The organism is Mycobacterium paraense (assembly GCF_002101815.1).
GTDB lineage: Bacteria > Actinomycetota > Actinomycetes > Mycobacteriales > Mycobacteriaceae > Mycobacterium > Mycobacterium paraense.
Genome location: NZ_LQPM01000008.1, coordinates 42,064 through 67,211, shown reverse-complemented (window position 1 = coordinate 67,211; position 25,148 = coordinate 42,064). Strand labels below are relative to the sequence as shown.

Genomic DNA, 25,148 nt, shown 5'->3' with positions numbered 1-25,148 from the left:
TTATGTTACTCTCGGTTTCGTAATGGTAGTGGATTTTGGCCGGCCCCGTGACCCACGCATCGACGGCGCGGTGCTGAGCGCGACCGTCGAACTGCTCGCCGAGACGGGTTATGCCGGGCTGTTGGTCTCCGCGATCGCCCAACGGGCCGGCACCAGCAAGCCCGCGATCTACCGCCGCTGGCCGAGCAAGGCGCACCTCGTGCACGAGGCGGTGTTCCCGATCGGCGCGGCGACCGAGCTGCCCGACACCGGAACGTTGCCCGAGGACCTGCGCGAAATGGTCCGCCGCTCAATGGCTTTCCTGACGACGCCGGCCGCCCGGTCGGCCCTGCCGGGCCTGGTCGGTGAGATGGCCGCGGATCCGAGCCTGCACTCGGCGCTGCTGGAGCGGTTCGCCGGCATCATCGGCGGCGGCCTCGCCGAGCTGCTCGAGCGGGCCGCGGGCCGCGGCGAGGTCCGGCCCGACGTGACCGCCGCCGAGCTGACCGAGGCCATTGCCGGCATCACGCTGATGGGCCTGTTGACGCGCGTCGCCGAACTCGACGACGCGTGGGTCGATCGCACCACCGCCTTGCTTCTGAAGGGAATCAGCGCATGACGCACGAATCGACGGCCGCGTGGCAAGAGCTACTGGCCACCCTCGGTGGTCTCGACCGCGGCTTCCTCGAGGGCGACCGGGCGGTGACCGATGACCGCCACGTCGCCGACGGCTACCGGATGCTCGCCACCACGCTGGGCGTCGCCCTGGACGCCTACCTGTTTCCCGAGCCCGGCCGGCCGCAGTTCGTCGCGGTGAACACGCCGTTTCGCCGGGACCGCCGCTGGGGCGGCGACAACACCGACGCCTATTACTACCTGTGCCCGGTCGATCCGGAGCGGCGGTACCGCATCAGTGGCAATCGCGGTGACAGCGTGTACTTTTCGGTCACGGCCTACAACGAGCCGTCGCCGGGCGCCTGGTCGGACCGGGTCGTGTCGATCGTCCGCGACAGTGACCTCGACGTCGACGCCGACGGCAACTTCAGCTTCGAATTCCCGCCGACGCCCGACGCGGCCGTGTTGATGACTCGCGACTATCAGGCCGACCCGCTGACCGGCCGCCCGGTGGTCTGGCACATCGAGGCGCTCGACGAGCCGGATCCGATTCGGCACGGCGACGCCGAGACTGCCGCGAGTTTGCGCGCAGCCGCCGCCTGGCTGCGCACGATGTTCGCCATCGTCCCGCTGGCCGTCGGTACGCGCGCCGACGACCAACACGCGCTCGGCCACGAAACCGCCCACGCCGCCAACGAATTCGCCGATCCTTATCAGGTGCCCGACGCCAACTTCGGCTGGTCGGCGCGCGACGCGTGCTACGCCTACGGCAGCTTCGTGCTCGACGACGACGAGGCGCTGGTGATCACACACCGGCCGCCGGCGTGCCGATTCTGGAACATGGTGGTGTGGAACCAGTTCATGGCGACCTACGGCGCGTCGGATGCGCGGTGCTCGGTCAACGGGCACAGCGCCGCGCTCAACAGCGACGGCTCGGTGACCATCGTCTTGGCGAACACGCTGACGGCCCACCCGAATTCGCTGACCACGCTGGGCTATCCGCGAGGCAACCTCGCCTTCCGCTGGTTTTTGGCCGATGCGGTGCCGCAGCGCCCCGACGTGCAAATCGTCAAGCTGTCCGAGGCGCCGACAGCGGCGCACTAGGCGTCGCGGACGAGCTCGATCGCGCGGCCCAGGGTGTTCAGTTTGGCATCCAGCGTGTCACCGGCGGGATACAGCCGCACGGTGTTGACGCCGGCGTCGCGCCAGACGCCGAGCCGCGATCGCACCATCGCCTCGGTGCCGATCAGCGTGGTGGCCAGCACCATCTCGTCGGTCACCAGGCCGGCCGCGCCGTCGCGGTCGCCGCGCTGCCAGCGTTCGCGGACCTCGGCCGCCACGTCGGCCCAGCCCTGGCGGCTGTAGGCCCGGTTGTAGAAGTTCGTGCTCGACGAGCCCATGCCACCGAGGCTGAACGCGAGCTCCTTTTTGCGGCCCGCGACCATGCCGCGCAGCTCGTCTTCGTCCGCCGCGAAGGCGACCTCGGCGCCCTGGCAGATGTCGATGTCGGCGCGACCGCGTCCGGCGGCGGCCAGCCCCTCGTCCAGGTGCGCGAAGTAGGCGTCGCCGGCGCCCTCCGGCACGAAGCTGGTGCCCAGCCAGCCGTCGGCGATCCGCCCGGTCAGCCGCAGCATCGCCGGTGACAGCGTCGCCAGGTAGATCGGGATGTGGTGCTCGGCCCGGGTCGACAACCGCATCGGCACCGCCTCGCCACCGGGCCGCGGGATCTGGAACTCCTTCCCGGAGTGGGAGATCTTGCCGCCGCCGAACGCCTGCCGCACGACGTCGACGGTCTCGGCGATGCGCGCCATCGGCCGGCTGAACGAGACGCCGTGCAGGCCCTCGATCACCTGCGGACCCGACGCACCCAGCCCGAGCAGGAATCGGCCGTTCGAGAGGTTGGACAACGTGATCGCGGTCTGGGCCACCAGCACGGGCGACCGGGTGCCGACCTGCAGGATGCCGGAACCGAGCAGCATCCGGTCGGTACGCGCCGCGAGGTAGCCCAGCGCCGACGGCGCGTCCGCACCCCATGCCTCGGCCACCCAGCACACGTCGAGTCCCAGCTTTTCCGCCTCGACGGCGAGAGTGACGACTTCGGTTGCGGCGCCGGAAAACTCGACCGTCGTCGCCGTGCGCATCAACGCACTCCGCGTTCGGCCAGCCTCTTGAGCGCGGCGAGCGTCTTGGTGATCGCGGCCTCAAACTCGCGCATCCGCACGAACACGATCTTTTCTTCCTTGTCGGGCATCGAGTCGATGGCCACCGAAAGGCCCGAACGCCCCGGTCCCATCCGCATCCAGAAGCTCAGCAGGGTGCCGCCGTCGCGGGGCTTCAGCCGAAATCGCCAGGTCGCCGACGGGTTTTCGATTTCCCCTACCGCCCAAGCGAATTCGCGCGGCGGATCACAGGCCACGATCTGCGAGGTGGTGCTCCACTGCCCGAACGCCTCGTGCTCGTTGTGCCCGACGAACCGGGCGCCGGGCCGGGGCCGGTCCGCTCCCTCGACCCACTCCACCGCCTTCAGCTCGTTGCTGAACGTCGGCATCAGCTCGATGTCGGAGACCAGGTCCCAGACCCGCGCCGGGTCGGCGTCGATCCACGTCGAGGCCTCCACCGTGGGGGTGTCCGCGTAGCGCGCACCGGTCCATTCCACGCACCTCATTGTCCCCCGGAACGGGCCGGAGGCAATGCTCCGGTGAGAAGCGGGACAGAGACGTTATGCGGCGACGGGGACCCGATCGGCGGGCCGGTCGGGGCTGGGCTTCCGCGTCCACGAGTCCGGGAAGGTCAGCTTGACGATCTTGCGGACGACGGTGGCGAACTGCCGCGGCAGCGGGCCCCGGTTGTAGGGGATGCCGTAGCGCTGGCAGATCTCCTGCACCTCGGGCGCGATCTCGGCATACCGGCGGGCCGGCATGTCCGGGAACAGGTGATGCTCGATCTGGTGCGAGAGGTTGCCGGACAGCAGGTGAAACAGCTTGCCCCCGGTCAGGTTTGCCGAACCGAGCACCTGGCGGAAGTACCACATGCCGCGGGACTCCTCCTTGGTCTCCTCGACGGTGAACTCCTGGGTGCCGTCCGGGAAGTGACCGCAGAAGATGATCATGTACGACCACACGTTGCGCATCAGGTTCGCCGAGAGATTGCCCGCGAAGACGAACGGGGCGAACGGCCCGGCCAGCAGCGGGAAGGCGACGTAGTCCTTGAGGGTCTGCCGGCGCGTCTTCTTCCAGATCTCGCGCAACACCTCGCGCTTGTCGGCGAGCCGGATCTCGCCGGAGCGGATGCGTTCGGTCTCCAGCTCGTGCAGGGCGACGCCGTACTGGAACAGCACCATCAGCAGGAATGCGTACACCGGGTTGCCCAGGTAGTAAGGATGCCAGCGCTGGTCCTCGCTCATCCGCAGGATGCCGTAGCCGATGTCGCGGTCCATCCCCACGATGTTGGTGTGCGTGTGGTGCATGTAGTTGTGCGAGTGCCGCCATTGGTCGGCGGGGCAGGCCGTGTCCCACTCGAAGGACCGGCCGGAGATCGCCGGGTCACGCATCCAGTCGTACTGGCCGTGCATGATGTTGTGGCCGATCTCCATGTTGTCCAGGATCTTGGACACGCCCAGCATCGCGGTGCCCAGCGGCCACGCGGGCGGCAGGAACAGCAGTGCCCGGCCGCCGACTTCCAGCGCGCGTTGAGCTTTGATGACGCGGCGGATGTAGTCGGCATCCTTTTCGCCGAGGTCCGCGACCACGCGTTCCTTGATGGCGTCGAGTTCGCGGCCGAACGCCTCGGCCTGCTCGGGGGTCAGGGTTATCTTGGTGTCTGACATGGCATTTCTCCTCTCCATCGTGAGAGTCAGAGGGCTAGATCGACGTCTCCGACCGGGACGGACACGCAGATCTGCACGTCCTCGTCGGGTTGGGTGGACACCGCGCCGGTGACCAGGTTGCGCACGGTTCCGGCGGTTTTGCGCCGGGTGCAGGTGTGGCAGATGCCCATCCGGCATCCGTTCTGGGGCGTCAGGCCGGCCGATTCGGCCTGCTCCAGCAGCGACCGGCCGTCGTCGACGACGTCGATCCCGCTGTCCGCGAAGGCGATTCGGCCGCCCGACGGGTCGGCCGGAGCGTCGAAGGCCGGCGGCACGAAGCTCTCGGTGTACACGTTGTCGCAGTGCTCGCGCACCGCCTCGACCAAAGCCGTTGGCCCGCAGACGAACACCGCGTCGGGGTTGGGCAGGGCGGCGGCCAGGTGCTCCGGTGAGAAGCGGCCGACCAGGTCCCCGGCGCCGGAGCGGGTGTACCCGTGCAGAACGCGGACGCCGGACCGATCGCGGTGGGCGGCCAGTTCGTCGCGGTAGCACGCCTCCGCGGGCGTGCGGGCGTAGTGCACGAAGGCGACCTCGCCGTCGTGGCGCTCGGCGATCAGCGTGCGCAGCATCGCCATGACCGGCGTGATGCCGCTGCCGCCGGAGACGAGCAGGATCCGGCGCGGCCGCACCGCGGGCAACACGAAGTCGCCGCCGACGCCGGCCAGGCCGACCACCATGCCGCGGTGGGCCCGCTCGTAGAGGTAGCTCGACACCAGCCCGCCGTCGTGGTGGCCGATCGTCAGCTCGAGGGTGCTGCCGCCTTCGGCGTTGGCCGGTGAGTAGCAGCGCGTGTGCCGGCGACCGTCGATGTCGACGGTGAGGTTGACGTACTGGCCGGCCTGAAGGGTGTGGTTGGAGGTGAAGGTCGCGTTGGGGGCGAGCGTGAGCGTGACGCTGCGCGGCGTGGTGCGGCGGACGTCGACGACCTTGGCGCGGGCCTCGCCCAGCGTCCAGGTCGGCGCCACCAGCTCGGTGTAGCGGTCCACGCCGTGCGGACCGGTGAGCAGGTCCAGCAGGTCTGAACCCAGCACTCGCTTCCGCAAGCTTTGCGCGAGATTTCGAGTCGCTGTTTGAGTGAACATATGTACACCGTGCGACGGCACTGCCCTGGTAGTCAAGGGTTTTGTGCCTGTTTGTGGTAGGGTTCACATAGTGAACAGCCGTACTCCTAGCTCACGGCCGCATCGGTCGGGCCGCGAGCGCTCCCGCGAGAACCCGTCGCGTGAGGAGCGCAAGGAGGCCACGCGTCGCGCGATCATCGCCGCGGCGCTCAAGCTGCTGCAGGACCGCAGCTTTTCCAGCCTGAGCCTGCGCGAGGTGACCCGCGAGGTCGGGATCGTGCCGGCGGCCTTCTACCGGCACTTCGAATCGATGGAGGCGCTCGGGCTGGTCCTGATCGACGAATCGTTTCGCACCCTGCGGGACACCCTGCGGGGGGCGCGCGCCGGCAAGCTGGACCCGAACCGGGTGATCGAGTCGTCGGTGGAGATCGTCGTCGCCAGCATCACCGAGCGGCGCGAGCACTGGCGCTTCATCTACCGGGAACGCTCGGGCGGGGTGACCGTGCTGCGCTACGCGATCCGCACCGAGCTGCGGTTGATCACCTCCGAGCTGGCCACCGACCTCGCCCGCTTCACCGGCCTCAACGCCTGGAGCACCGAGGACCTGAACATCCTGGCGACCCTGTTCGTCAATTCGATGATCGTCATCGCCGAGGCGATCGAGGACGCGCAGACCACCGAGGCGCTGGAAGACATCCGGCGGGCGGCGGTCAAGCAGCTGCGGATGATCACCATCGGGATCGCCGGCTGGCGGAGCAGTCCCTAAGGCGAACGCCGCGTCCGCGGAGTGAACAACCGAGCACTCACTGCTCGGGCTGCTCGTCGACAACGTCGTACAGGGAGTCCCCGTCTTCGGGGGTGCCGTCGATCTGGCCGTGGTGGGCGCGCCCGGGACCACCGTCGTCGCCCGCGCCGGCCCCGAGGGCCGCGTCGGCGGAAACGTCCGGCTCTTCCTCGGCCAGTCGATCGTCGAGGGATTCGCCTTCGCGCTCCTCGCGAGCCGTCATCCCGAAGCGATTCGCTTCGCTCCAGTCCTCGGGCGGGTCGACGACGATGTCGCCGTCGTCGTTGCGCAGCTCGTCAGAGTCGGTGCCCTCGCTCGCGCTCAGGGTGTCACCCGGGCCGCCCTCTTCGGGAAAGTCGCCAGTGTCGCTAGCCATACGCAACGATTGCCCGGGTGCCCCGCGCTTAAACGCGGTGAGGGCTCACCGCGGCGTACGCCACATCGCCCAGATCGGCGGACCCCCGTGGGGCAGCCGGATCTCCTGGGTGACCGTGAAGCCGAAACGTTCGTAGTACGGAACGTTCTCGGGTTTGCTCGACTCGAGATACGCCGGGCAGTACTCCGCGTCGCAGCGGTCCAGCCGCGACCGCATCAGCGCCTGCCCGTAGCCCTGGCCGCGCACGGTGGGGTCGCTGCCCAGCACGGCCAGATACCAGTGGGGTTCTTCGGGGTGCAGGCGCTTCATCAGTTCCTGCACTCCGCGCGCCCTGGCCGAACGCGACCCGAACACGCGGATGAAGCTCGGCATCATCGAGAACTCCTCGCGGCGCGAATGCCGCCAGCGGTCGGGTGGGTCCCACAGCGCCGCCGCGCCGATGCCCGGGCCGTCGCAGGCCACCTCGACGCCGCGACCGGCCAGATGATGGTGGCGGGTCATCGCCGCGAACAACCGGGCCGCCTGCGCAGAGCGCGCGCGCTCGTCCGGAAGGATCCACATGATGACGGGGTCGTCGTAGAAGGCCCGCGCCAGGGTGCGTGACAGCTCGCGAACGTCGGCTTTGCGCGCCGGGCGCACTTGCGGGGTCACCCACGTCAGGCTAGTGGGTGTGATGCGCGACGGGACGGGTATGCCGATCCGGTGACCGGCATCTCGCGGCGGGCGTTCGGGCGGATAGCCGCCGGTGCGGGCGTGCTCGGCCCCGTCGGAATATCGGAAGCCTGCGGAAAATCGGGATCCGATCACAAGCCCACCGCTCCGCCGCCGGCGGGCAAGAGCGTCGGAATCGTGCTCTCCCATGAGCAATTCCGTACCGATCAGCTGGTGGCGCAGGCGCAGGCCGCCGAGCAGGCCGGCTTCCAGTACGCCTGGGCCAGCGACCACATCCAGCCGTGGCAGGACGACGAGGGGCACTCGATGTTTCCGTGGCTGACCCTGGCGCTGGTCGGCAACGCCACCAGCCGCATCTCGTTCGGCACCGGGGTGACCTGCCCGACCTACCGCTATCACCCCGCCACGGTGGCCCAGGCGTTCGCGTCCCTGGCCATCCTCAGCCCGGGCCGGGTGTTCCTGGGCCTGGGCACCGGCGAGCGTCTCAACGAACAGGCCACCACCGACGCGTACGGCAACTACCGTGAGCGCCACGACCGCCTGGTCGAGGCCATCGAATTGATCAGGCAACTGTGGAGTGGTTCGCGAATATCCTTCGCCGGCCGCTACTTTCGGACGAATTCGTTGAAGCTCTACGACACCCCGGCCACGCCGCCGCCGATCTTCGTCGCCGCCAGCGGCCCCAAGAGCGCAACACTGGCCGGTCAATACGGCGACGGCTGGATCACCCAGGCCCGCGAGGTCACCGATGCGAAGTTGTTGGCCGCGTTCAGCGCCGGAGCCCAGGCCGCCGGACGCGACGCCGCCAACCTCGGCAAGCGCGCCGAGTTGTTCGCCGTGGTCGGCGACAACGGCCAGGCCACCCGCGCCGCCACCCTGTGGCGCTTCACCGCCGGGGCCGTCGATCAACCGAACCCCGTCGAGATCCAGCACGCCGCGGCGTCGAACCCGATTGACAAGGTCCTGGCCAACTGGACGGTCGGCACCGACCCCGCCCCGCACGTCGCTGCCGTGCAGAAGGTTCTCGACGCCGGAGCGGTACCGTTCCTACACTTCCCGCAGGACGATCCCGTCGCCGCCATCAACTTCTACCGCGGCAACGTGCTGCCCAGACTCCACTAAAGGCGCTCAAGGCTTTTCGCCGCCGTCCCTCGCGTTTCAAGACATCACACCCGGGTACCCGCACGCCAATCTCACGGAAGGCACGACATGGACGCGATCACTTTTCTTCGCCAGGACCACCAGAGTGTGCTCGGCTTGCTGGAGACCCTCGACGGGGCGCCGTCGGGGACCGGCGCCGAGAGCAGCGGGCTGGAGACCATGGTGAACAACCTCATCATCGCCGAGTCCCAGCACGAGGCGATCGAGGAGCAATTCTTCTGGCCCGCGGTGCGCAACGCGATCGGTGATTCGCTCGCCGACAAGGCGATCGAGCAGGAGCAGGCCGGAAAGAAGCTGCTGCAGCGGCTGGAGGACGGCAAGCCGGGAGATCCCGACTACCACGAGGCGCTGCAAGAGTTCGTGAAAGCGGCCCGGGAACACATCGCCTACGAGCAGGAGGTGGTGTGGCCGCAGGTCGAGGTGGTGATCGGCCGAGAGGATCTGGAGAAAATCGGCGAAAAGCTGGAGGCCGCAAAGAAAATGGCGCCGACCCGCCCGCATCCGGCCACGCCGCCCAACCCGGCCGTGCTGAAGACGGTGGGGATGGGTGCCGCGGTCGTCGACCACGTGCGCGACGCCGTCACCGGCCGGAGCGAGGACAACCCGCCGGACCCGCAGGTGCACTAGAGAGCCGAGCGCACCAGGCCGGGTGTCGAAGCGATCGACACCCGGCCTCGTGCATCCAATCAGCTTGTGGGAATCCGCTGTTCGTGGGTGAACGGCTTTTCCGCGTTGACGGCGGGTGACCCCGACGGGTTCTGCTCGGCGCCCTTGTTCTGGCGAGCGGTGCCGCCCAGCCACTGCTGCTCCGGCTTCTCGACGTACTCCCATTCCATGCCCTTGGGCCACGGGCCCTGCCCCTGGTTCCAGGGTCCGCGAACCGACTCCCCACCGTCGGACATGTTGAACGCGACGTTTTGGAAGCGGGGGTCGGCCGGCAACTGCCCCGGCGGGAAGTTCACCGGGAGTTCGTTGAGCGCGGCGGTGAACTGCTGGTAGTGGGTGACCTCGCGGGTCATCAAGAAGGTCAAGGTGTCCTGCACACCGGGATCGTCGGTGAACTGCTTGAGGTATTCGTAGACGATCTTGGCCCGCGACTCGGCGGCCAGGTTGCTGCGCAGGTCCACCGTCGGGTCGCCGTTGGCGTTGACGTAGGACCCCATCCACGGCACCCCCTGCGAGTTGCTCACGTCGGGGGTGCCCCCGTTCAGCGCGAAATACAGCGGGTTGACCGCGACTTGATGGATGATCTGCTCGCGGCCGTCGTTGCTGGCCACCGCCGGCATCCAGTCGCATTTCTCGTTGGCGATCTTCAAGTTGTCGTTGAGCCCGTCGAGCAACATCGTGATCATGGACCCGACCATTTCGAGGTGACTGAGTTCCTCCGTGGCGATGTCCATGAACAGGTCATACATCTTGGGGTTCTTCCCCCGCAGGGCAAAAGCCTGGGTGAAATACTGCATCGCGGCCTTGAGTTCGCCGTTGGCGCCACCGAACTGCTCCTGCAGCAGCGTCGCGAAGCGTGGGTCCGGCCGGTCGACCCGAACCTCGAATTGAAGATCTTTGTTGTGCACGAACATTGGGCCTCCCCGGCGGGTTTGCGATTTTCCTGATCGACGGCGGGTACCCCTGCGCTATGTGCCGAAACACCGACCACAGCAAATTTTCGAACCCGACGATTTTTGCCGCTGGATCCATCCATGCCTAGATTGGGCGGGGTCAAAGGCACGACAAATCAAACGAAATCCGGTCTCATGGATCCTTCACATCCGAACTCCACGCACGAGCTGGCCGAGCGGATGGCCAGGCTCTCCCGCGAGATGGCCGCGCCCCGCGCGCTCGAGCACGTCCTCACCGATGTGACCGCGGCGGCGGTCCAGCTGATCCCCGCGACGGACATCGCGGGGGTGTTGTTGGTGAAAAGGGGCGGCGATTTCGAATCTCTCGCCGACACCGACAGTCTCGTGGCGGAGCTCGACAGGCTGCAGCACGAATTCGGCGAAGGTCCCTGCGCCGACGCCGCCCTCAAACAGACGGTGGTGCGGACCGATGACCTTCGCAAGGAACCCCGCTGGCCCCGGTACGCGCCGGCGGCCGTGCAGCACGGGGTGCTGAGCAGCCTGTCGTTCAAGCTGTACACGGCGGACCGCACCGCTGGCGCGCTGAACCTGTTCAGCTTCCAGGCCGGCGCGTGGGACACCGAGGCCGAAACCATCGGGTCGGTGTTCGCCGCGCACGCGGCGGCGGCCATCATGGCCGGGCGCCACGGCGAGCAGATGGAGTCGGCGCTGTCGAGCAGGGATCGCATCGGCCAGGCCAAGGGCATCATCATGGAACGCTACGGCGTCGACGATGTGCGCGCCTTCGAGATGCTGCGGGCGCTTTCGCAGGAGGGGCAGACGAAGCTCGTCGACATCGCCGAGCGCGTCATCGAGACCCGCAGCGACCGCTGATCCCCGGCCGCCGCCCTCTAGGATGAGGTGGCGTAATCAGCGAGTCCGGTGCGGCGCTGCGCCGGGGAACGGTTGGCCACGGTGTGGGATTTCGAAACGGACCCGGAATACCAGGCGAAGCTGGACTGGGTCGAAAAATTCATGACGGACGAACTCGAACCGCTCGATCTCGTCGCCCTCGATCCGTACGACAAAAAGAACGCCGAGATGATGGCCATCCTGCGGCCGTTGCAGCAGCAGGTGAAGGACCAGGGGCTATGGGCCGCGCACCTGCGGCCCGAGCTCGGCGGCCAGGGCTTCGGTCAGGTCAAGCTCGCACTGCTCAATGAGATCCTCGGGCGCTCCCGCTGGGCGCCGTCGGTCTTCGGCTGCCAGGCGCCGGACTCCGGCAACGCCGAGATCCTCGCGCTGTTCGGCACCGACGAGCAAAAGGCGCGCTACCTGCAACCCCTGCTCGACGGCGAGATCACGTCGTGCTATTCGATGACCGAACCCCAGGGCGGTTCGGATCCCGGGCAGTTCGTCACCGCCGCCACCCGCGACGGCGACTACTGGGTGATCAACGGCGAGAAGTGGTTCTCCACCAACGCCAAGCACGCGTCGTTCTTCATCGTCATGGCCGTCACCAACCCCGACTCGCGCACCTACGACAAGATGTCGCTGTTCATCGTCCCCGCCGAGACCCCGGGCGTCGAAATAGTGCGCAACGTCGGCGTCGGCGCCGAATCCTCGAAGCGGGCCAGCCACGGCTACGTCCGCTACACCGATGTCCGGGTGCCCGCCGACCACGTGCTGGGCGGCGAGGGCCAGGCCTTCATGATCGCCCAGACCCGGCTCGGGGGTGGCCGCATCCACCACGCGATGCGCACGATCGCGTTGGCGCGCAGCGCCTTTGACATGATGTGTGAGCGTGCGGTGTCGCGGAAGACCAGGCACGGTCGGCTATCGGATTTCCAGATGACCCAGGAGAAGGTCGCCGACAGCTGGATCCAGATCGAGCAGTTCCGGCTGCTGGTGCTGCGGACCGCGTGGTTGATCGACAAGCACCATGACTACCAGAAGGTACGCCGCGACATCGCCGCGGTGAAGGTCGCGATGCCCCAGGTGCTGCACGACGTCGTGCAACGGGCCATGCACCTGCACGGCGCGCTCGGCGTCTCCGACGAGATGCCGTTCGTCAAGATGATGGTCGCCGCCGAGTCGCTGGGCATCGCGGACGGGGCGACCGAGCTGCACAAGATGACGGTGGCGCGCCGCACGTTGCGCGAATACCAGCCCGTGGCAACGCCTTTCCCGTCTCAGCACATACCGACCCGGCGTGCCGAAGCCCAGGCCCGGCTGGCCGAGCGCCTCGAGCACTCGATCGCCGAGTTCTGACCGCCTCAGGAGATGTAGCGGACGATGCTTTCCGCCACACACGCCGGCTTGGCGCCGCCCTCGATCTCGACCGTGGTCGACACGGTCGCCTGCACGGCGCCGTCGCCGAGGTCGTCGACGTTGACCAGCGAGCTCTGCGCGCGCACCCGGGAGCCGACCGGCACCGGCGCGGGGAAGCGAACCTTGTTGAGGCCGTAGTTGATTGCCAGCTTGATGCCCTTGACGGTGTACATCTCGTGCTGCAGCCGCGGCAGCAGCGCCAGGGTCATGAAACCGTGGGCGATGGTCGTGCCGAACGGACCCGCGGCCGCGCGTTCCGGGTCGACGTGGATCCATTGGTGATCGCCGGTCGCGTCGGCGAACAGGTTGACGTCCTCCTGGGTGATGGTCACCCAGTCGCTCTGCCCGATCTGTTCGCCCGTGGCGGCGGCGAGGTCGGCCACTGAATCGAAGGTGCGCATTGGTCCTCCTGGGGGTGCTGACGATGCCCGCCTGCACCCTATCGGAGCCCGATCGTGGCCGTTTCGCGCGCCGCTGCGCGGGAAACCTGGGTCCATGCCGGAGAACAAGGGCCACAGAGCCGAGGAAGACGTAGAACCCGAAGTGCACGAGGCCCGATCGCGCGCCGCGGAGGGCGAGGACGGCTCGTACGTCGGGGCGACCGGTCCCGACGACGCCATCGACGCCGGCGAAACGGGCGCCGAAGCCCGCAGCCAGCGAGGGTGAGGCGAGAACCCGGGCGGATCGAGATTGCGTCCAGCGCTGCCCAGAGGCGGAGAAACGCACTCTGCGCGCAGGCTCGGCGCCGTCAGCGCAGGCTCGGCGCGCTTAGCGCAAGATGACCGTGTGAGGCTGCTGCTGATCGCCGACACCCACGTGCCACGCCGCGCCCGCGACCTGCCCGCGCGGGTGTGGGACGAGGTTGCCGGCGCCGACGTCGTCGTGCACGCCGGCGACTGGGTGTCGACCGATCTGCTCGACCAGCTGCAGGCCAGGTCGGCGCGGCTGATCGGGTGCTGGGGAAACAACGACGGCCCCGCCTTGCGGGCGCGGCTGCCGGAGCGCGCCGACGCCACGCTGGACGGATTGCGCCTGACCGTGGTGCACGAGACGGGGGCGGCGGCCGGCCGCGACGCGCGGATGTCGCGGCTCTACCCGGACAGCGACGTGCTGGTGTTCGGCCACAGCCACATCCCCTGGGACACGACGACAGACACGGGCCTGCGCCTGCTCAATCCGGGGTCGCCGACGGACCGTCGCCGCCAACCCCGGTGCAGCTACATGACCGCCCGGGTGGTGGCCGGGGAGCTGGCCGACGTCGCCCTGCAGTTTCTCGACAAGTAGCTGGGAGCTAGCCCCTACACAGCCTGCACACATATTTAGCTCGTAAACAGAGGTATATGGCTGCAGCGACCGTGGGCACCGATCTGGTCGCCGAGGTTTTCGGCGTCGTCGGCAGGTTTCGCCGGCAACTTCGCCGGTCGGCCGGTCGCGGGCTGGATTCGGCCCGGCTGTCCGAGGCGCAGGCGGAGCTGCTGTGGCTCGTCGGCCGGCGACCGGGAATCTCGGTCAGCGTCGCCGCCGCGGAGCTCGGCCTGGTGCCTAACACCGCGTCGACCCTGGTCTCCAAGCTGGTCGCCAATGGCCTGCTGATCCGGACCGTCGGCAAGACGGACCGCCGCGTCGGCCAGCTGCGGCTCGCCGAGCCCACCCAGCAACTCGTCGACGCGTCTCGGGCCGCGCGGCGGGCGTTGCTGTCGGAAGTGCTCGGCGAACTCGACCACGACCAAATCGAGTCCCTGGCAAAGGGATTGGAGGTCCTTGACACGATGACCCGACGACTACAGGAGCGGCGATCATGAGCGACCGACTGCCGATGGCGATCGACTGCCAGAACCTGACCTACCGCTACGGCCAATTCACCGCGGTCGATGACGTGACACTGCAGGTCCGGCCCGGCGAGACGATGGGCCTGCTCGGGCCCAACGGCGCGGGAAAGACGACGCTGGTCCGCATGCTGACCACGCTGACGCCGGTGCAGCAGGGCGAGCTACGCGTCTTCGGCATGGATGCCCGCAGTCAGACGGTGGACATCCGGAGCAATATCGGGTATGTCCCGCAACAACTTTCGATCGAGCCGTCGCTGACCGGTCGGCAGAACGTGCAATGGTTCGCGCGGCTCTACGGTGTGCCGCGCGCGTGCCGGGCCGAACGGGTCGCGCAGGCGCTGGACGCCATGGAGCTGCTCGACGTCGCCGACCGGCGGGCGGGAGCGTATTCCGGCGGCATGGTGCGTCGCCTCGAGGTGGCCCAGGCGCTGGTGAACCGGCCGTCGCTGCTGGTGCTCGACGAACCGACCGTCGGCCTGGACCCGATCGCCAGGGACGGTGTCTGGCGGCAGGTGCAGAGCATGCAGGCCCAGTTCGGCATGACCGTCCTGCTCACCACCCACTACATGGAAGAGGCCGACGCGCTGTGCGACCGGGTCGCGCTGATGCACCGGGGCAAGTTGCGCGCCGTGGGCACGCCCGCCGAGCTGAAATCGCGGGTGTCACCGGGCGCCACGCTCGAGGACGTGTTCCGCCACTACGCGGCATCCGACCTCTCCGACCACTCGGAGGCTTCCGTCTCTTTCCGTGAAATCCGTTCCAGCAGAAAGGTTGCCAGCCGTGCCAGTTGACATCGTCCGCAACGCCCCCGCGGCCACCCTGGTCCGCGCCCCGCGCGGATGGCAACGGGTCCAGGCAACCCTGGCGCGCATCGGCGCGTTCGCCATCGTCGAGCTGCAGAAGCTGCAGCACGACCGGACGGAGCTCGTCACCCGGATGGTGCAGCCCGCGCTGTGGCTGCTGATCTTCGGCACGACCTTCAGCAAGCTGCACGTCATCCACACCGGGCCGGTGTCCTATCTCGCGTTCCTGGCGCCGGGGATCATCGCCCAGTCGGCGTTGTTCATCTCGATTTTCTATGGGATACAAATCATTTGGGATCGGGACGCCGGGGTGCTGGCCAAGCTGATGGTGACCCCGGCCCCGGCATCCGCGCTGATCACCGGGAAGGCGTTCGCGGCCGGGGTGCGATCGGTCGCCCAGGTCGTCGGCGTGATGGCGCTGGCCTACCTGATGAACGTCGGCCTGACCGTCAATCCGCTGCGGATCCTGGCGGCCATGGCCGTGGTCATGCTCGGCGCGGGCTTCTTCGCCTGCCTGTCGATGACCCTGGCCGGGCTGGTGCTCAGTCGCGATCGCCTGATGGGCATCGGGCAGGCCATCACCATGCCGCTGTTCTTCGCGTCCAACGCGCTGTACCCGGTCGACGTGATGCCCGCCTGGCTGCACGCGCTGAGCAAGGTCAACCCGCTGAGCTACGAGGTCGACGCGCTGCGGGCGCTGTTGATCGGCACCCCGTTCAACCCGGTCGACGTGGTGGTGTTGGTGGTGGCAGCGGTGGTCGGGATCGCCACGGCCTCAACGCTTTTGCGCCGCCTCGTCGCCTAGTTGCCGGTCAGCCAATCGTGACCTGACTGTGACGATTCCGGGCCGAGGCCCAATCGTTAGCCAACCGCGATCTCCGAGTGCGGCCGCGACAGACGAATTACGCCCTCCCCCTGTGTTTCACTGCGCTGGCGAACGAAATCGCCCGCGTGATGCGGCAGACGAAAGTTGGGATGGGTAGAGAGCTATGTCGTTCTTCGAAGAGGTGCGGAAGTTGCGTGGCGCCGTAGCGAGTGCGCCGCGCCGGCTGGCTATCGCGGCTGTCGGGGCCGCCCTGTTGTCCGGCCTGGTCGCCACCGGCGGCGGCTTGGCTACCGCGGGGGCGTTCTCCAAGGCCGGTCTGCCGGTGGAATACCTTCAGGTGCCGTCGCCGTCGATGGGCCGCAACATCAAAGTCCAATTCCAGGGCGGCGGGTCGCACGCGGTCTACCTGCTCGACGGCCTTCGGGCGCAGGACGATTACAACGGCTGGGACATCAACACCCCGGCGTTCGAGGAGTTCTACCAGTCCGGCCTGTCGGTGATCATGCCCGTCGGCGGCCAGTCCAGCTTCTACAGCAACTGGTATCAGCCGTCATCGGGCAACGGCCAGAACTACACCTACAAGTGGGAGACGTTCCTGACCCAGGAGATGCCCGCGTGGCTGCAGGCCAACAAGCAGGTGTCGCCGTTCGGCAACGCCGTGGTGGGCCTGTCGATGTCGGGTGGCTCGTCGCTGATCCTGGCGTCGTACTACCCGCAGCAATTCCCCTACGCCGCTTCGCTTTCGGGCTTCCTCAACCCGTCCGAGGGCTGGTGGCCGACCCTGATCGGCCTGGCGATGAACGACGCGGGCGGTTACAACGCCAACAGCATGTGGGGCCCGTCGTCCGACCCGGCGTGGAAGCGCAACGACCCGATGGTCCAGATCCCGCGGCTGGTCGCGAACAACACCCGGATCTGGATCTACTGCGGTAACGGCACGCCCAGCGACCTCGGCGGCGACAACATGCCGGCGAAGTTCCTGGAGGGCCTGACGCTGCGCACCAACCAGCAGTTCCAGAACAACTACGTGGCCGCGGGCGGTCGCAACGGGACGTTCAACTTCCCGGCGAACGGGACCCACTCGTGGCCGTACTGGAACCAGCAGCTGGTCGCCATGAAGCCCGACATCCTGCAGGTGCTCAACGCCGTCAACGCCCAGCCGGCGCAGCCGGCGCAACCGGCGACACCGGCGCAACCGGCGGCCTGACACCCTCCAAGCCAGCATCGGCAGTAGCGCACCGGTCAGCGCTACTGCCGATGCTTCTTTTCTGACCGGTCGTCCAGCAGCGCGCGCCGGTCCTGGTGGAAGTAGGTGTAGCCGGTCGTCAACGCGGACACGGCCGTGGCGACCACCAGCATCCAGGTGCCGTTGACGACCAGGCTGATGCAGCCACCGACGATGGCGCCCAACACAAAGCTGGTGAACAGCAGGAAGTAGCCGAGCCAGTCCGCCGCCGTCCCCCCGGCGATGTGGCGTTCGATGCCCTGGCCCATCTTGACCAGCGTGCCGGTCACGTAGCTCAACGGCACCGACACCTCGCCGTCCTTGACAAACGAGGTGTTCAACGCGCCAATGGCGAAGGCCACCAACATAATCGGCGCGAAGTCGAGAAGGTTCTCTTCCCATCCCTCATCGAGGACGTCCACCACGGTGGCGGCCAGCAGGCTGAATGTCGTGAGAACGGTGGGGCCATGTGGATGCGCGACCCAGAAGTGCCGGCGACACACCGACGCGATCACCACCCCGGCGACGAAGCACACCAGCAGCAGCGCCGCCGTCATCGAGAGCAGCACGTCGCCGCGGAAATAGCCCAGCGCGGCCCGTTGGGCGTTTCCCGTCATGAAGGTGACGAAGTATCCGGCGGAGTGCGTGAACGCCGTCGCCCCGAGCACGCCGGCCAGCCCGGCCAGCACCCACGACAACCTCGCCTCGCTGTTGAAGATCCGACTCCCCACGCGGGACATGTTGTCAGACATGACCCGCCGGCGCAGCCGCATCGGGCGGCGATCGCAAGCGCGGCGCAGCCGGGCGCTGCGGGTCGCCGCCATCTGGCTACGCGGCCGTCAACCGGGCGATGGAGCGCAGCGGGATCGGCAGCCAGCCGGGCCGGTGCCGCGCCTCGTAGCCGGCCTCGTAGACCGCCTTGTCGAGTTCATAGGCGGCCAGCAGCTGCGCCGAATCCCGCGGGTCGATCCCCGACACCGCCGCGTAGCCGTCGCAGAACGCCGCGCAGTTGCGTTCGATCCACTCCCGGGCCCGGGCGGCGAGTTGCTTGTCCCCGCCCTGATCGAGCAGCGGTCCGTAGGCCGCGTACTCGAACGAGCGCAGCACACCGGCCACATCGCGCAATGGCGAGTCCGGCGCCCGGCGCTCCTCGAGCGGCTGCCCCGGCTCGCCTTCGAAGTCGATCAGCAGCCAGCTCTCCGGGGTCCGCAGCACCTGCCCCAGGTGCAGGTCGCCGTGCACACGCTGCACGGTGACCGTCTCACCGGCGAGCTTGCCGAATCGCTCTTCGATCGTCGCCGCGTACTCCTCGAGTTCCGGAACCTTCGAAACGGTCGACGACAGCCGCGCCAGCACCGTGTCCACCGGGAAGGTGATCTCGGCCGTCCCCAGCGACTCGGCCAGCGTGGCGTGCACGGAGGCCACGGCTTCGCCGAGCCGGTTGGACTCGGCGGCGAAGTCGCCGCCGACTTCGTGCGCATACAGGTCGCCCTCGGCGAACAGGTCCCGGATGCTGGCGCTGGCCATGGCCCAGCCCTCGGCGGAATTCGACGCGAACTCAGTCACCATGCCCAGCGGCCAGGCGTCCTCGCGCTGCCCGGCCATCTCGTAGGTGCCGAGCAACCGGGCCACGTGCGGGTTGCCCGCGCGCCCGAGCACCCGGTTCAATTCGATGTCGGGGTTGATGCCGCTGCTGACGCGGCGAAACACCTTGAAGATGGCGCGCCGATCGAAGATCACGCTGGTATTGCTCTGCTCGGCGTCGGAAACATGCGGCATCGCGTCCAGCGGCAGCTCGACGTCGGGTTCCTTGGCGAACGTCACCTCGGTGCCGGAGGCGGCGCGGCCGGCGGAGGAGTCGACCAACGACAGCAGGAACCGCGGGGCCTCGACGTCGTAGAGGGCGTCGAAGCCGGTCCGATCGTCCGCGGCGCCGATGGTGGCCACGGTGCTGTACTCCGAGACCGGCGCCGAATCCCACTCGACGATCACCTGGTAGCGCTCCGACGAACCGTCGGCATACTTGACGTCCACCAGCACCAGGTCGAGGTCATCCCGCAGCGGGACGACGACGGAGGCCTGGGCATCCGATAGCTCCCGGTTGCGTCCGGCATACCAACGCTGTTGTGGCAGCCACTCCGACCAGGGCAGCTTGGCGGGGCCCCCAGCAGGGACAGTCATGCGTTCTCCTCACAAGCGCGGGACAACTGGAACCAGTAGAACCCGTGTCCGGGCAGTGTCAGCAGGTAGGGCAGGTGACCGACGCGGGGGAATTCGACGTGCCCGGTCAGCTCCACCGGCGTGCAACCGCTCCAGTGCTGCAGGTTCAGCTCGATCGGCTGAGGGAACCGGGACAGGTTGTTGACGCACAGCACGGTGTCGCCGTTCCCACCCGCCTGGCGGACGAACGCCAGCACGGACGGGTTCGAGCCGCCCAGTTCCTCGAAGTTGCCGATCGCGAAAGCCTTGTGCCGCCCCCGCACGGCCAGCATCATCCGGGTGAAGTTGAGCAGCGACGTCGAGGTGTCGCGCTGGGCCTCCACGTTGACGGCCTGGTAGCCGTAGACCGGGTCCTGGCTGGGCGGCAGGTACAGCCGGCCGGGGTTGGCCGTGGAAAACCCGGCGTTGCGGTCGGGTGTCCACTGCATCGGGGTGCGCACCCCGTCGCGGTCCCCCAGCCAGATCACGTCGCCCATGCCGATCTCGTCGCCGTAGTAAAGGACCGGCGAGCCCGGCAGCGACAGCAGCAGCGCCGTGAACAGCTCGATCTGGTTGCGGTCGTTGTCCAGCAGGGGCGCCAGGCGGCGGCGGATCCCGACGTTCGCCTTCATCCGCGGGTCCTTGGCGTACTCGGCGTACATGTAGTCGCGCTCTTCGTCGCTGACCATTTCCAGCGTCAACTCGTCGTGGTTGCGCAGGAAGATGCCCCACTGGGCCATGTCGGGGATGGCGGGCGTCTGCGCCAGGATCTCCGAGATCGGAAACCGCGATTCGCGGCGGACGGCCATGAAGATGCGCGGCATCAGCGGGAAGTGGAACGCCATGTGGCATTCGTCGCCGCCGGTGCTGGGGTCCCCGAAGTACTCGACCACGTCGCCCGGCCACTGATTGGCCTCGGCCAGCAAGACCCGGCCGGGAAACTCGTCGTCGACGACCTTGCGCACCCGCTTGAGGAACGCGTGGGTCTCGGGCAGGTTTTCGCAGTTGGTGCCCTCGCGTTCGAACAGGTACGGCACCGCGTCCAGGCGGAACCCGTCGATCCCAAGGCCGAGCCAGAAGCGGATGACGTCGATCATCGCCTCCTGAACAGCCGGGTTGTCGTAGTTCAGGTCGGGCTGGTGGGAAAAGAACCGGTGCCAGTAGAACTGGCGGCGGACGGGATCGAACGTCCAGTTCGATTCCTCGGTGTCGACGAAGATGATCCGGGCGTCGGTGTACTTCTCGCTGGTGTCGCTCCATACGTAGTAGTCGCCGTACGGCCCGTCGGGATCGTGCCGCGATTCCTGAAACCACGGGTGCGACTCCGAGGTGTGGTTCATCACCAGGTCGGTGATCACCCGGATCCCCCGCTCGTGGGCCGCGTCGAGCAGGGCGACGAAATCCTCGACGGTCCCGAATTCGGGCAGCACCTTGTAGAAGTCCCGGATGTCGTAGCCGCCGTCGCGCAGCGGCGAGTCGTAGAACGGGGGCAGCCAGATGCAGTCGATCCCGAGCCACTGCAGGTAGTCCAGCCGGTCCAGCAGGCCGCGCAGGTCGCCCTGCCCGTCGGCGTTGGCGTCACTGAATGCCCGGACCAGGACCTCGTAGAACACCGCATGCTTGAACCACGTGGGGTCCGCGGGCAGCGCGGCGGCGTTCTCGAAATCCTCGGCATCCGGGTGTTCGACCACGCCGTCTTCGACGTGACTTCCCGCGGCTGGATCGTGCTCGACAGCGTCTCGTGCGTCGTTCATCAATTCCACGATGCCACGTGTACCCGACGTGGCACATCGGGAATCACCGCCGCTGCCAGGCGACGAATCACGCTGTGCCGCAAGCGGACTGGATGGGAGGCGGGCATTATCCGCGCGGATATCAGGCCGGCGGCCCGTCGGCCAGCGTCACCGGTCCGCTGCGGTCGCCGCCCGCCTTGGCGCGCCACTGCAGGATGATGGTGTCGCCGGGGTGGTGCGGGACCAGCACATCGGTCATCGAGGTGGCCCCGGTGATCGGCGTGTTGTCGACCCCGGTGATGACGTCGCCGGCCGAGACTCCGGCCGCCGCCGCGGGGCCGCTGCCGACCACGCGTTCGACCCGCGCGCCGTTGCCGCCGTTGTCCGTGACGCCCAGGCCCAGGAAGGCCGTCGGGCCGATGTGCACCGTGTTCGACCCGGCGCCGGACCGGATCTGCCCGGCGACCCCCATCGCGGTACCGATAGGAATGGCGAAGCCCTGACCGCCCGACATCTTGTAGCTGTCGGTGGCGGCGGTGTTCATGCCGATCACCTGCCCGGCCTGGTTGACCATGGGCCCGCCCGAGTCGCCGGGCCGGATCGCCGCGTCGGCCTGGATCAAGCCGCCCAGGTTCTCCTCGGCGCCGGTCAGCGTGTCAGTGGCCGAGACCGTCTGGTTGAGCGCGACGACTTTGCCGGCCACCGCGCTGGGCGTTCCGCCCTGACCGCCGGCGTTGCCCAGCGCGACGACGGGCTCGCCGACCCCGACCGGCCCGCCGATGTTGGCGGCGGGCAGGCCGCCGCCGCCGCGAAGCTGCAGGACGGCCACGTCCGCCGTTCGGTCGTAGCCGATCACGTCAACGGCGTACGTCTGACCGTTGCCGACGGCGAACGCGCTGATGTCGGTGGCACCCGAGATGACGTGGTTGTTGGTCAGGATGACGCCGCCCGGATCGATGACGATGCCGGTGCCCGCGCCGACCGCGTTGTTGTAGCCGAATTTGGTACTGATGTCGACCACCTGCGGCCCCACCTTGCCGACAATGCCCGACGGGTCGAGCGGCGCCATCGGCCGGTCATGCGACGGCCCGGGAGGTGCGGCCGATGCCGGCGCCGTGGCCAGGCCCAGGCCCAGTGCGACCACGGCCAGCACGCTGACCAACCATGACCACCAGACTGAGCGGTGGTGCCATTTGCCCATCCCCGTCACCTCCTGCTTCGCCATCAGAACCAGAATCGGCCCAGCCTCCGCATCTGGGCGACACGACTCAATCTGTATAACCGTAATGCAGATAGCTATGCAGGACCGTGCTCAGTCCCTGTTTGGCCTGCTCCCCGTCGGGGGCAGCTCAGGCCTCCGCCGGCATGCGGTTGAACGTAACGCCGCGGTCCGGCCCCTAAGCTGACAACGTGGGCGAATTCGACCCGAAGGTCAGATTCACGCAGTCCCCGATAGCCCGGCTGGCCACGGCCACGCCCGACGGCATTCCACACCTGGTGCCGGTGGTATTCGCCGTGGCCGATTCGCGCGGCGACCCCGACGTCGTGTACACCGCCGTCGACGCCAAGCCCAAGACCACCCGGCGGCTGCGGCGCCTGGCCAACATCGAGCGCAATCCCCAGGTCAGCCTGCTCGTCGACCACTATGACGATGACTGGGCGCAGCTGTGGTGGGTTCGGGCCGACGGGGTCGCCACGCTGCACTCCGACGGCGAGCCGCTGGTAACGGGATTTCGGCTGCTGCGCGCCAAATACCCTCAGTACCAGTCCGTTTCGCTGGACGGCCCGGTAATCGCGGTCGCGGTGCGACGCTGGTCGGCCTGGCACGCCTGACGCGGGCCACGCCGACAGCCCCAATTGTGGCCGCCCGGTGGCCTTGTGTTGGGCGGCAGTTGGGGGAAAAGTTGCCTACAGCGTCCTGTGGCCCAGACCACACCGCGCCACAGCACGCCGCAGCGCTGCAGAACTGGAGGAAAGTCATGGCGGATAAGGCGAACGCTTCCCAGGGCGCAGGGGCCGCGCCCACCGCGAAGGGTCCGGGCGATGTTCGCAACGTGGTCCTGGTGGGTCCCTCGAGCGGCGGCAAGACCACTCTGGTCGAGGCCCTGCTGGTGGCCGGCGGCGTGTTGACCCGCGCGGGCTCGGTCACCGAGGGCAGCACGATCTGCGACTACGACGAGGCCGAGATCCGGCAACAGCGCTCCGTGGGCGTCGCCGTCGCGTCCCTTTCGCACGACGGCATCAAGGTCAACCTGGTGGACACCCCCGGGTACGCCGACTTCGTCGGCGAGTTGCGGGCCGGCCTGCGCGCCGCCGACTGCGCGCTGTTCGTGATCGCGGCCAACGAGGGCGTCGACGAGCCGACCAAGTCGCTCTGGCAGGAGTGCAGCCAGGTCGGGATGCCCCGCGCTGTCGTGATCACCAAGCTCGACCACGCGCGGGCGAACTACCAGGAGGCGCTGGCGGCAGCGCAAAACGCGTTCGGCGACAAGGTCTTACCGCTCTACCTGCCGACGTCCGACGGCCTGATCGGTCTGCTCTCGCAGCAGCGGTATCAGTATTCCGGCGGCAAGCGGACGATCCTGCCGCCGGACGAGTCGGACGCCGACCGGATCGCGGAGGAGCGCGGCACTCTGATCGAGGGGATCATCGAGGAATCCGAGGACGAGTCCCTGATGGACCGCTACCTCGGCGGGGAATCGATCGACGAGTCGGTGCTCATCGCCGACCTGGAGAAAGCCGTCGCCCGCGCCTCCTTTTTCCCGGTCATCCCGGTGTGCAGCGGCACCGGCGTCGGCACCCTGGAACTGCTGGAGGTCGCCACGCGGGGATTCCCCTCCCCGATGGAACACCCGCTGCCGGAAGTCTTCACGCCGAACGGTGCCACGCACGCGACGCTGGCCTGCGACGTCGACGCGCCGTTGCTGGCGGAGGTGGTGAAGACGACGTCGGACCCCTACGTCGGCAGGGTGAGCCTGGTCCGGGTCTTTTCCGGGACCATCAGGCCCGACACGACGGTTCATGTGTCGGGCCATTTTGCGTCGTTCTTCGGCGGGACCAACGGGAACGGGCATTCGCACCCCGACCACGACGAGGACGAACGCGTCGGCGTGCTGTCCTTTCCGCTCGGCAAGCAGCAGCGCCCCGCGGCCGCCGTGGTGGCGGGTGACATCTGCGCCATCGGCAAGCTGAGCCGCGCCGAAACCGGCGACACCCTGTCGGACAAGTCCGAGCCGCTGGTCCTCAAGCCCTGGACGATGCCGGAGCCGCTGCTGCCGGTGGCCATTCAGGCGCATGCCAAGACCGACGAAGACAAGCTGTCGGTCGGGCTGGGGCGGCTGGCCGCCGAGGACCCGACGCTGCGCATCGAGCAGAACCAGGAAACCCACCAGATCGTGCTGTGGTGCATGGGTGAGGCCCACGCCGGCGTCGTGCTCGACGCGCTGGCCAACCGGTACGGCGTCACCGTGGACACGGTCGACCTCCGCGTCCCGCTGCGAGAGACGTTCGGTGGCAAGGCGAAAGGGCACGGCCGCCACATCAAGCAGTCGGGTGGGCACGGCCAGTACGCGGTATGCGACATCGAGGTGGAGCCGCTGCCGGAGGGCTCGGGATTCGAGTTCGTCGACAAGGTGGTCGGCGGTTCGGTGCCGCGCCAGTTCATCCCGAGCGTCGAAAAGGGGGTGCGCGCCCAGATGGAAAAGGGTGTGCACGCCGGTTACCCGGTCGTCGACATCCGGGTCACCCTGTTCGACGGCAAGGCGCACAGCGTGGACTCGTCGGACTTCGCGTTCCAGGCCGCGGGGGCGCTGGCCCTGCGGGAGGCCGCGGCGGCGACCCGGGTCGCCCTGCTGGAGCCCATCGACGAGATCTCGGTGCTGGTGCCCGACGATTACGTCGGCGCCGTGATGGGCGACCTGTCGGGCCGGCGCGGCCGGGTGCTCGGCAGCGACACCGCCGGCCACGAACGCACGGTGGTCAAGGCGGAGGTGCCTCAGGTCGAGCTGACCCGCTACGCGATCGACCTGCGTTCGCTCTCGCACGGGGCGGCGTCGTTCACCCGCTCCTTCGCCCGCTACGAACCCATGCCGGAGACCGCGGCCGCCCGCGTGAAAACCACGGCGTGACAA

At 68.2% G+C, this 25,148-nt stretch carries 27 protein-coding genes; 15 read left to right on the top strand and 12 right to left on the bottom strand.

Features of this window, described 5'->3' with window-relative positions; genetic code table 11:
- Positions 1-22: 22 nt before the first annotated feature.
- Both AWB89_RS07030 and AWB89_RS07025 read left to right on the top strand, forming a co-directional pair.
- Positions 23-598 (top strand): TetR/AcrR family transcriptional regulator, encoded by a 576-nt coding sequence (locus tag AWB89_RS07030; protein ID WP_085172491.1) that lies wholly within the window; start codon positions 23-25, stop codon positions 596-598.
- On the top strand, positions 595-1,698 hold the full coding sequence (locus AWB89_RS07025; protein WP_085172489.1) for a DUF1214 domain-containing protein: 1,104 nt from the start codon (positions 595-597) through the stop codon (positions 1,696-1,698). Before AWB89_RS07030 ends, AWB89_RS07025 begins: the two co-directional genes overlap by 4 nt.
- Here AWB89_RS07025 and AWB89_RS07020 read toward each other — a convergent pair.
- Genes AWB89_RS07020 through AWB89_RS07005 form a run of 4 tightly spaced genes read right to left on the bottom strand, consistent with a single transcriptional unit; the run spans position 1,695 to position 5,541 of the window.
- Positions 1,695-2,735: an LLM class flavin-dependent oxidoreductase gene (locus tag AWB89_RS07020; protein WP_085172487.1), complete on the bottom strand. Its 1,041-nt coding sequence runs from the start codon at positions 2,733-2,735 to the stop codon at positions 1,695-1,697. The genes AWB89_RS07025 and AWB89_RS07020 overlap by 4 nt on opposite strands.
- Positions 2,735-3,259 carry an SRPBCC family protein gene (locus AWB89_RS07015; protein WP_172405519.1) on the bottom strand — a complete coding sequence of 175 codons (525 nt, stop codon included), beginning with the start codon at positions 3,257-3,259 and terminating at the stop codon, positions 2,735-2,737. Before AWB89_RS07015 ends, AWB89_RS07020 begins: the two co-directional genes overlap by 1 nt.
- A gap of 54 nt (positions 3,260-3,313) precedes the next feature.
- The gene (locus AWB89_RS07010) at positions 3,314-4,420 is read right to left on the bottom strand and encodes a fatty acid desaturase family protein (protein WP_085172483.1); all 1,107 of its coding nucleotides are present in this window, start codon (positions 4,418-4,420) and stop codon (positions 3,314-3,316) included.
- A 26-nt stretch (positions 4,421-4,446) separates the two neighbouring features.
- The gene (locus AWB89_RS07005; protein ID WP_085172481.1) at positions 4,447-5,541 is read right to left on the bottom strand and encodes a ferredoxin reductase; all 1,095 of its coding nucleotides are present in this window, start codon (positions 5,539-5,541) and stop codon (positions 4,447-4,449) included.
- Positions 5,542-5,611: 70 nt separating this feature from the next.
- Here AWB89_RS07005 and AWB89_RS07000 point away from each other — a divergent pair, with 70 nt between their 5' ends.
- Complete coding sequence (locus tag AWB89_RS07000; protein ID WP_085098335.1) at positions 5,612-6,286, top strand: TetR family transcriptional regulator; 675 nt, start codon at positions 5,612-5,614, stop codon at positions 6,284-6,286.
- A 37-nt stretch (positions 6,287-6,323) separates the two neighbouring features.
- Here AWB89_RS07000 and AWB89_RS06995 read toward each other — a convergent pair whose 3' ends face one another.
- On the bottom strand, positions 6,324-6,680 hold the full coding sequence (locus tag AWB89_RS06995) for a hypothetical protein (protein WP_085172479.1): 357 nt from the start codon (positions 6,678-6,680) through the stop codon (positions 6,324-6,326).
- 45 nt (positions 6,681-6,725) lie between these two features.
- A complete protein-coding gene (locus AWB89_RS06990) occupies positions 6,726-7,331 on the bottom strand; it encodes a GNAT family N-acetyltransferase (protein WP_085098329.1) in 606 nt (201 codons plus the stop codon).
- 51 nt (positions 7,332-7,382) lie between these two features.
- Here AWB89_RS06990 and AWB89_RS06985 point away from each other — a divergent pair, with 51 nt between their 5' ends.
- Both AWB89_RS06985 and AWB89_RS06980 read left to right on the top strand, forming a co-directional pair.
- Entirely contained in the window at positions 7,383-8,474 is a 1,092-nt protein-coding gene (locus tag AWB89_RS06985) for a F420-dependent hydroxymycolic acid dehydrogenase (protein ID WP_085098326.1), read from the top strand.
- An 87-nt stretch (positions 8,475-8,561) separates the two neighbouring features.
- Positions 8,562-9,140 (top strand): hemerythrin domain-containing protein, encoded by a 579-nt coding sequence (locus AWB89_RS06980; RefSeq protein WP_085098323.1) that lies wholly within the window; start codon positions 8,562-8,564, stop codon positions 9,138-9,140.
- 59 nt (positions 9,141-9,199) lie between these two features.
- Here the strand turns inward: AWB89_RS06980 and AWB89_RS06975 are convergent, their stop codons facing one another.
- Positions 9,200-10,093: a manganese catalase family protein gene (locus tag AWB89_RS06975; RefSeq protein ID WP_085098320.1), complete on the bottom strand. Its 894-nt coding sequence runs from the start codon at positions 10,091-10,093 to the stop codon at positions 9,200-9,202.
- 174 nt (positions 10,094-10,267) lie between these two features.
- Here AWB89_RS06975 and AWB89_RS06970 point away from each other — a divergent pair, with 174 nt between their 5' ends.
- Together AWB89_RS06970 and AWB89_RS06965 are read left to right on the top strand one after the other, a co-directional pair.
- On the top strand, positions 10,268-10,966 hold the full coding sequence (locus AWB89_RS06970) for a GAF and ANTAR domain-containing protein (protein ID WP_085172477.1): 699 nt from the start codon (positions 10,268-10,270) through the stop codon (positions 10,964-10,966).
- Between the two features lie 81 nt (positions 10,967-11,047).
- Positions 11,048-12,343: an acyl-CoA dehydrogenase family protein gene (locus AWB89_RS06965; protein WP_085172728.1), complete on the top strand. Its 1,296-nt coding sequence runs from the start codon at positions 11,048-11,050 to the stop codon at positions 12,341-12,343.
- A 5-nt stretch (positions 12,344-12,348) separates the two neighbouring features.
- On the opposite strand, the gene AWB89_RS06960 is transcribed toward AWB89_RS06965, so the two are convergent.
- A complete protein-coding gene (locus tag AWB89_RS06960; RefSeq protein ID WP_085098314.1) occupies positions 12,349-12,804 on the bottom strand; it encodes a MaoC family dehydratase in 456 nt (151 codons plus the stop codon).
- A gap of 94 nt (positions 12,805-12,898) precedes the next feature.
- Here AWB89_RS06960 and AWB89_RS27480 point away from each other — a divergent pair, with 94 nt between their 5' ends.
- The 6 genes from AWB89_RS27480 (at position 12,899) to ag85C (ending at position 17,068) form a co-directional block, all read left to right on the top strand.
- A complete protein-coding gene (locus tag AWB89_RS27480; RefSeq protein WP_169716582.1) occupies positions 12,899-13,069 on the top strand; it encodes a hypothetical protein in 171 nt (56 codons plus the stop codon).
- 120 nt (positions 13,070-13,189) lie between these two features.
- Positions 13,190-13,687 (top strand): metallophosphoesterase family protein, encoded by a 498-nt coding sequence (locus AWB89_RS06955; RefSeq protein ID WP_085098311.1) that lies wholly within the window; start codon positions 13,190-13,192, stop codon positions 13,685-13,687.
- Positions 13,688-13,743: 56 nt separating this feature from the next.
- The gene (locus AWB89_RS06950; protein WP_085172475.1) at positions 13,744-14,205 is read left to right on the top strand and encodes a MarR family winged helix-turn-helix transcriptional regulator; all 462 of its coding nucleotides are present in this window, start codon (positions 13,744-13,746) and stop codon (positions 14,203-14,205) included.
- Positions 14,202-15,023 carry an ATP-binding cassette domain-containing protein gene (locus AWB89_RS06945; protein WP_085172473.1) on the top strand — a complete coding sequence of 274 codons (822 nt, stop codon included), beginning with the start codon at positions 14,202-14,204 and terminating at the stop codon, positions 15,021-15,023. Before AWB89_RS06950 ends, AWB89_RS06945 begins: the two co-directional genes overlap by 4 nt.
- The gene (locus AWB89_RS06940; protein WP_241520442.1) at positions 15,013-15,840 is read left to right on the top strand and encodes an ABC transporter permease; all 828 of its coding nucleotides are present in this window, start codon (positions 15,013-15,015) and stop codon (positions 15,838-15,840) included. Before AWB89_RS06945 ends, AWB89_RS06940 begins: the two co-directional genes overlap by 11 nt.
- 184 nt (positions 15,841-16,024) lie before the next feature.
- Positions 16,025-17,068 carry a diacylglycerol acyltransferase/mycolyltransferase Ag85C gene (gene ag85C, locus AWB89_RS06935; RefSeq protein WP_085172471.1) on the top strand — a complete coding sequence of 348 codons (1,044 nt, stop codon included), beginning with the start codon at positions 16,025-16,027 and terminating at the stop codon, positions 17,066-17,068.
- Positions 17,069-17,109: 41 nt separating this feature from the next.
- On the opposite strand, the gene AWB89_RS06930 is transcribed toward ag85C, so the two are convergent.
- From AWB89_RS06930 to AWB89_RS06915, 4 genes are all read right to left on the bottom strand, one after another.
- The gene (locus AWB89_RS06930) at positions 17,110-17,817 is read right to left on the bottom strand and encodes a YoaK family protein (protein ID WP_085098760.1); all 708 of its coding nucleotides are present in this window, start codon (positions 17,815-17,817) and stop codon (positions 17,110-17,112) included.
- Between the two features lie 97 nt (positions 17,818-17,914).
- Positions 17,915-19,267 (bottom strand): maltokinase N-terminal cap-like domain-containing protein, encoded by a 1,353-nt coding sequence (locus tag AWB89_RS06925; RefSeq protein WP_085172469.1) that lies wholly within the window; start codon positions 19,265-19,267, stop codon positions 17,915-17,917.
- Positions 19,264-21,039: a maltose alpha-D-glucosyltransferase gene (gene treS, locus AWB89_RS06920; protein WP_085098757.1), complete on the bottom strand. Its 1,776-nt coding sequence runs from the start codon at positions 21,037-21,039 to the stop codon at positions 19,264-19,266. Before treS ends, AWB89_RS06925 begins: the two co-directional genes overlap by 4 nt.
- A gap of 121 nt (positions 21,040-21,160) precedes the next feature.
- Entirely contained in the window at positions 21,161-22,219 is a 1,059-nt protein-coding gene (locus tag AWB89_RS06915) for a S1C family serine protease (RefSeq protein ID WP_085098754.1), read from the bottom strand.
- A gap of 209 nt (positions 22,220-22,428) precedes the next feature.
- Here AWB89_RS06915 and AWB89_RS06910 point away from each other — a divergent pair, with 209 nt between their 5' ends.
- Together AWB89_RS06910 and AWB89_RS06905 are read left to right on the top strand one after the other, a co-directional pair.
- Positions 22,429-22,851 (top strand): TIGR03668 family PPOX class F420-dependent oxidoreductase, encoded by a 423-nt coding sequence (locus AWB89_RS06910; RefSeq protein WP_085172467.1) that lies wholly within the window; start codon positions 22,429-22,431, stop codon positions 22,849-22,851.
- A gap of 146 nt (positions 22,852-22,997) precedes the next feature.
- Positions 22,998-25,145 (top strand): elongation factor G-like protein EF-G2, encoded by a 2,148-nt coding sequence (locus AWB89_RS06905; protein WP_085172465.1) that lies wholly within the window; start codon positions 22,998-23,000, stop codon positions 25,143-25,145.
- The last annotated feature ends 3 nt before the right edge of the window (positions 25,146-25,148 follow it).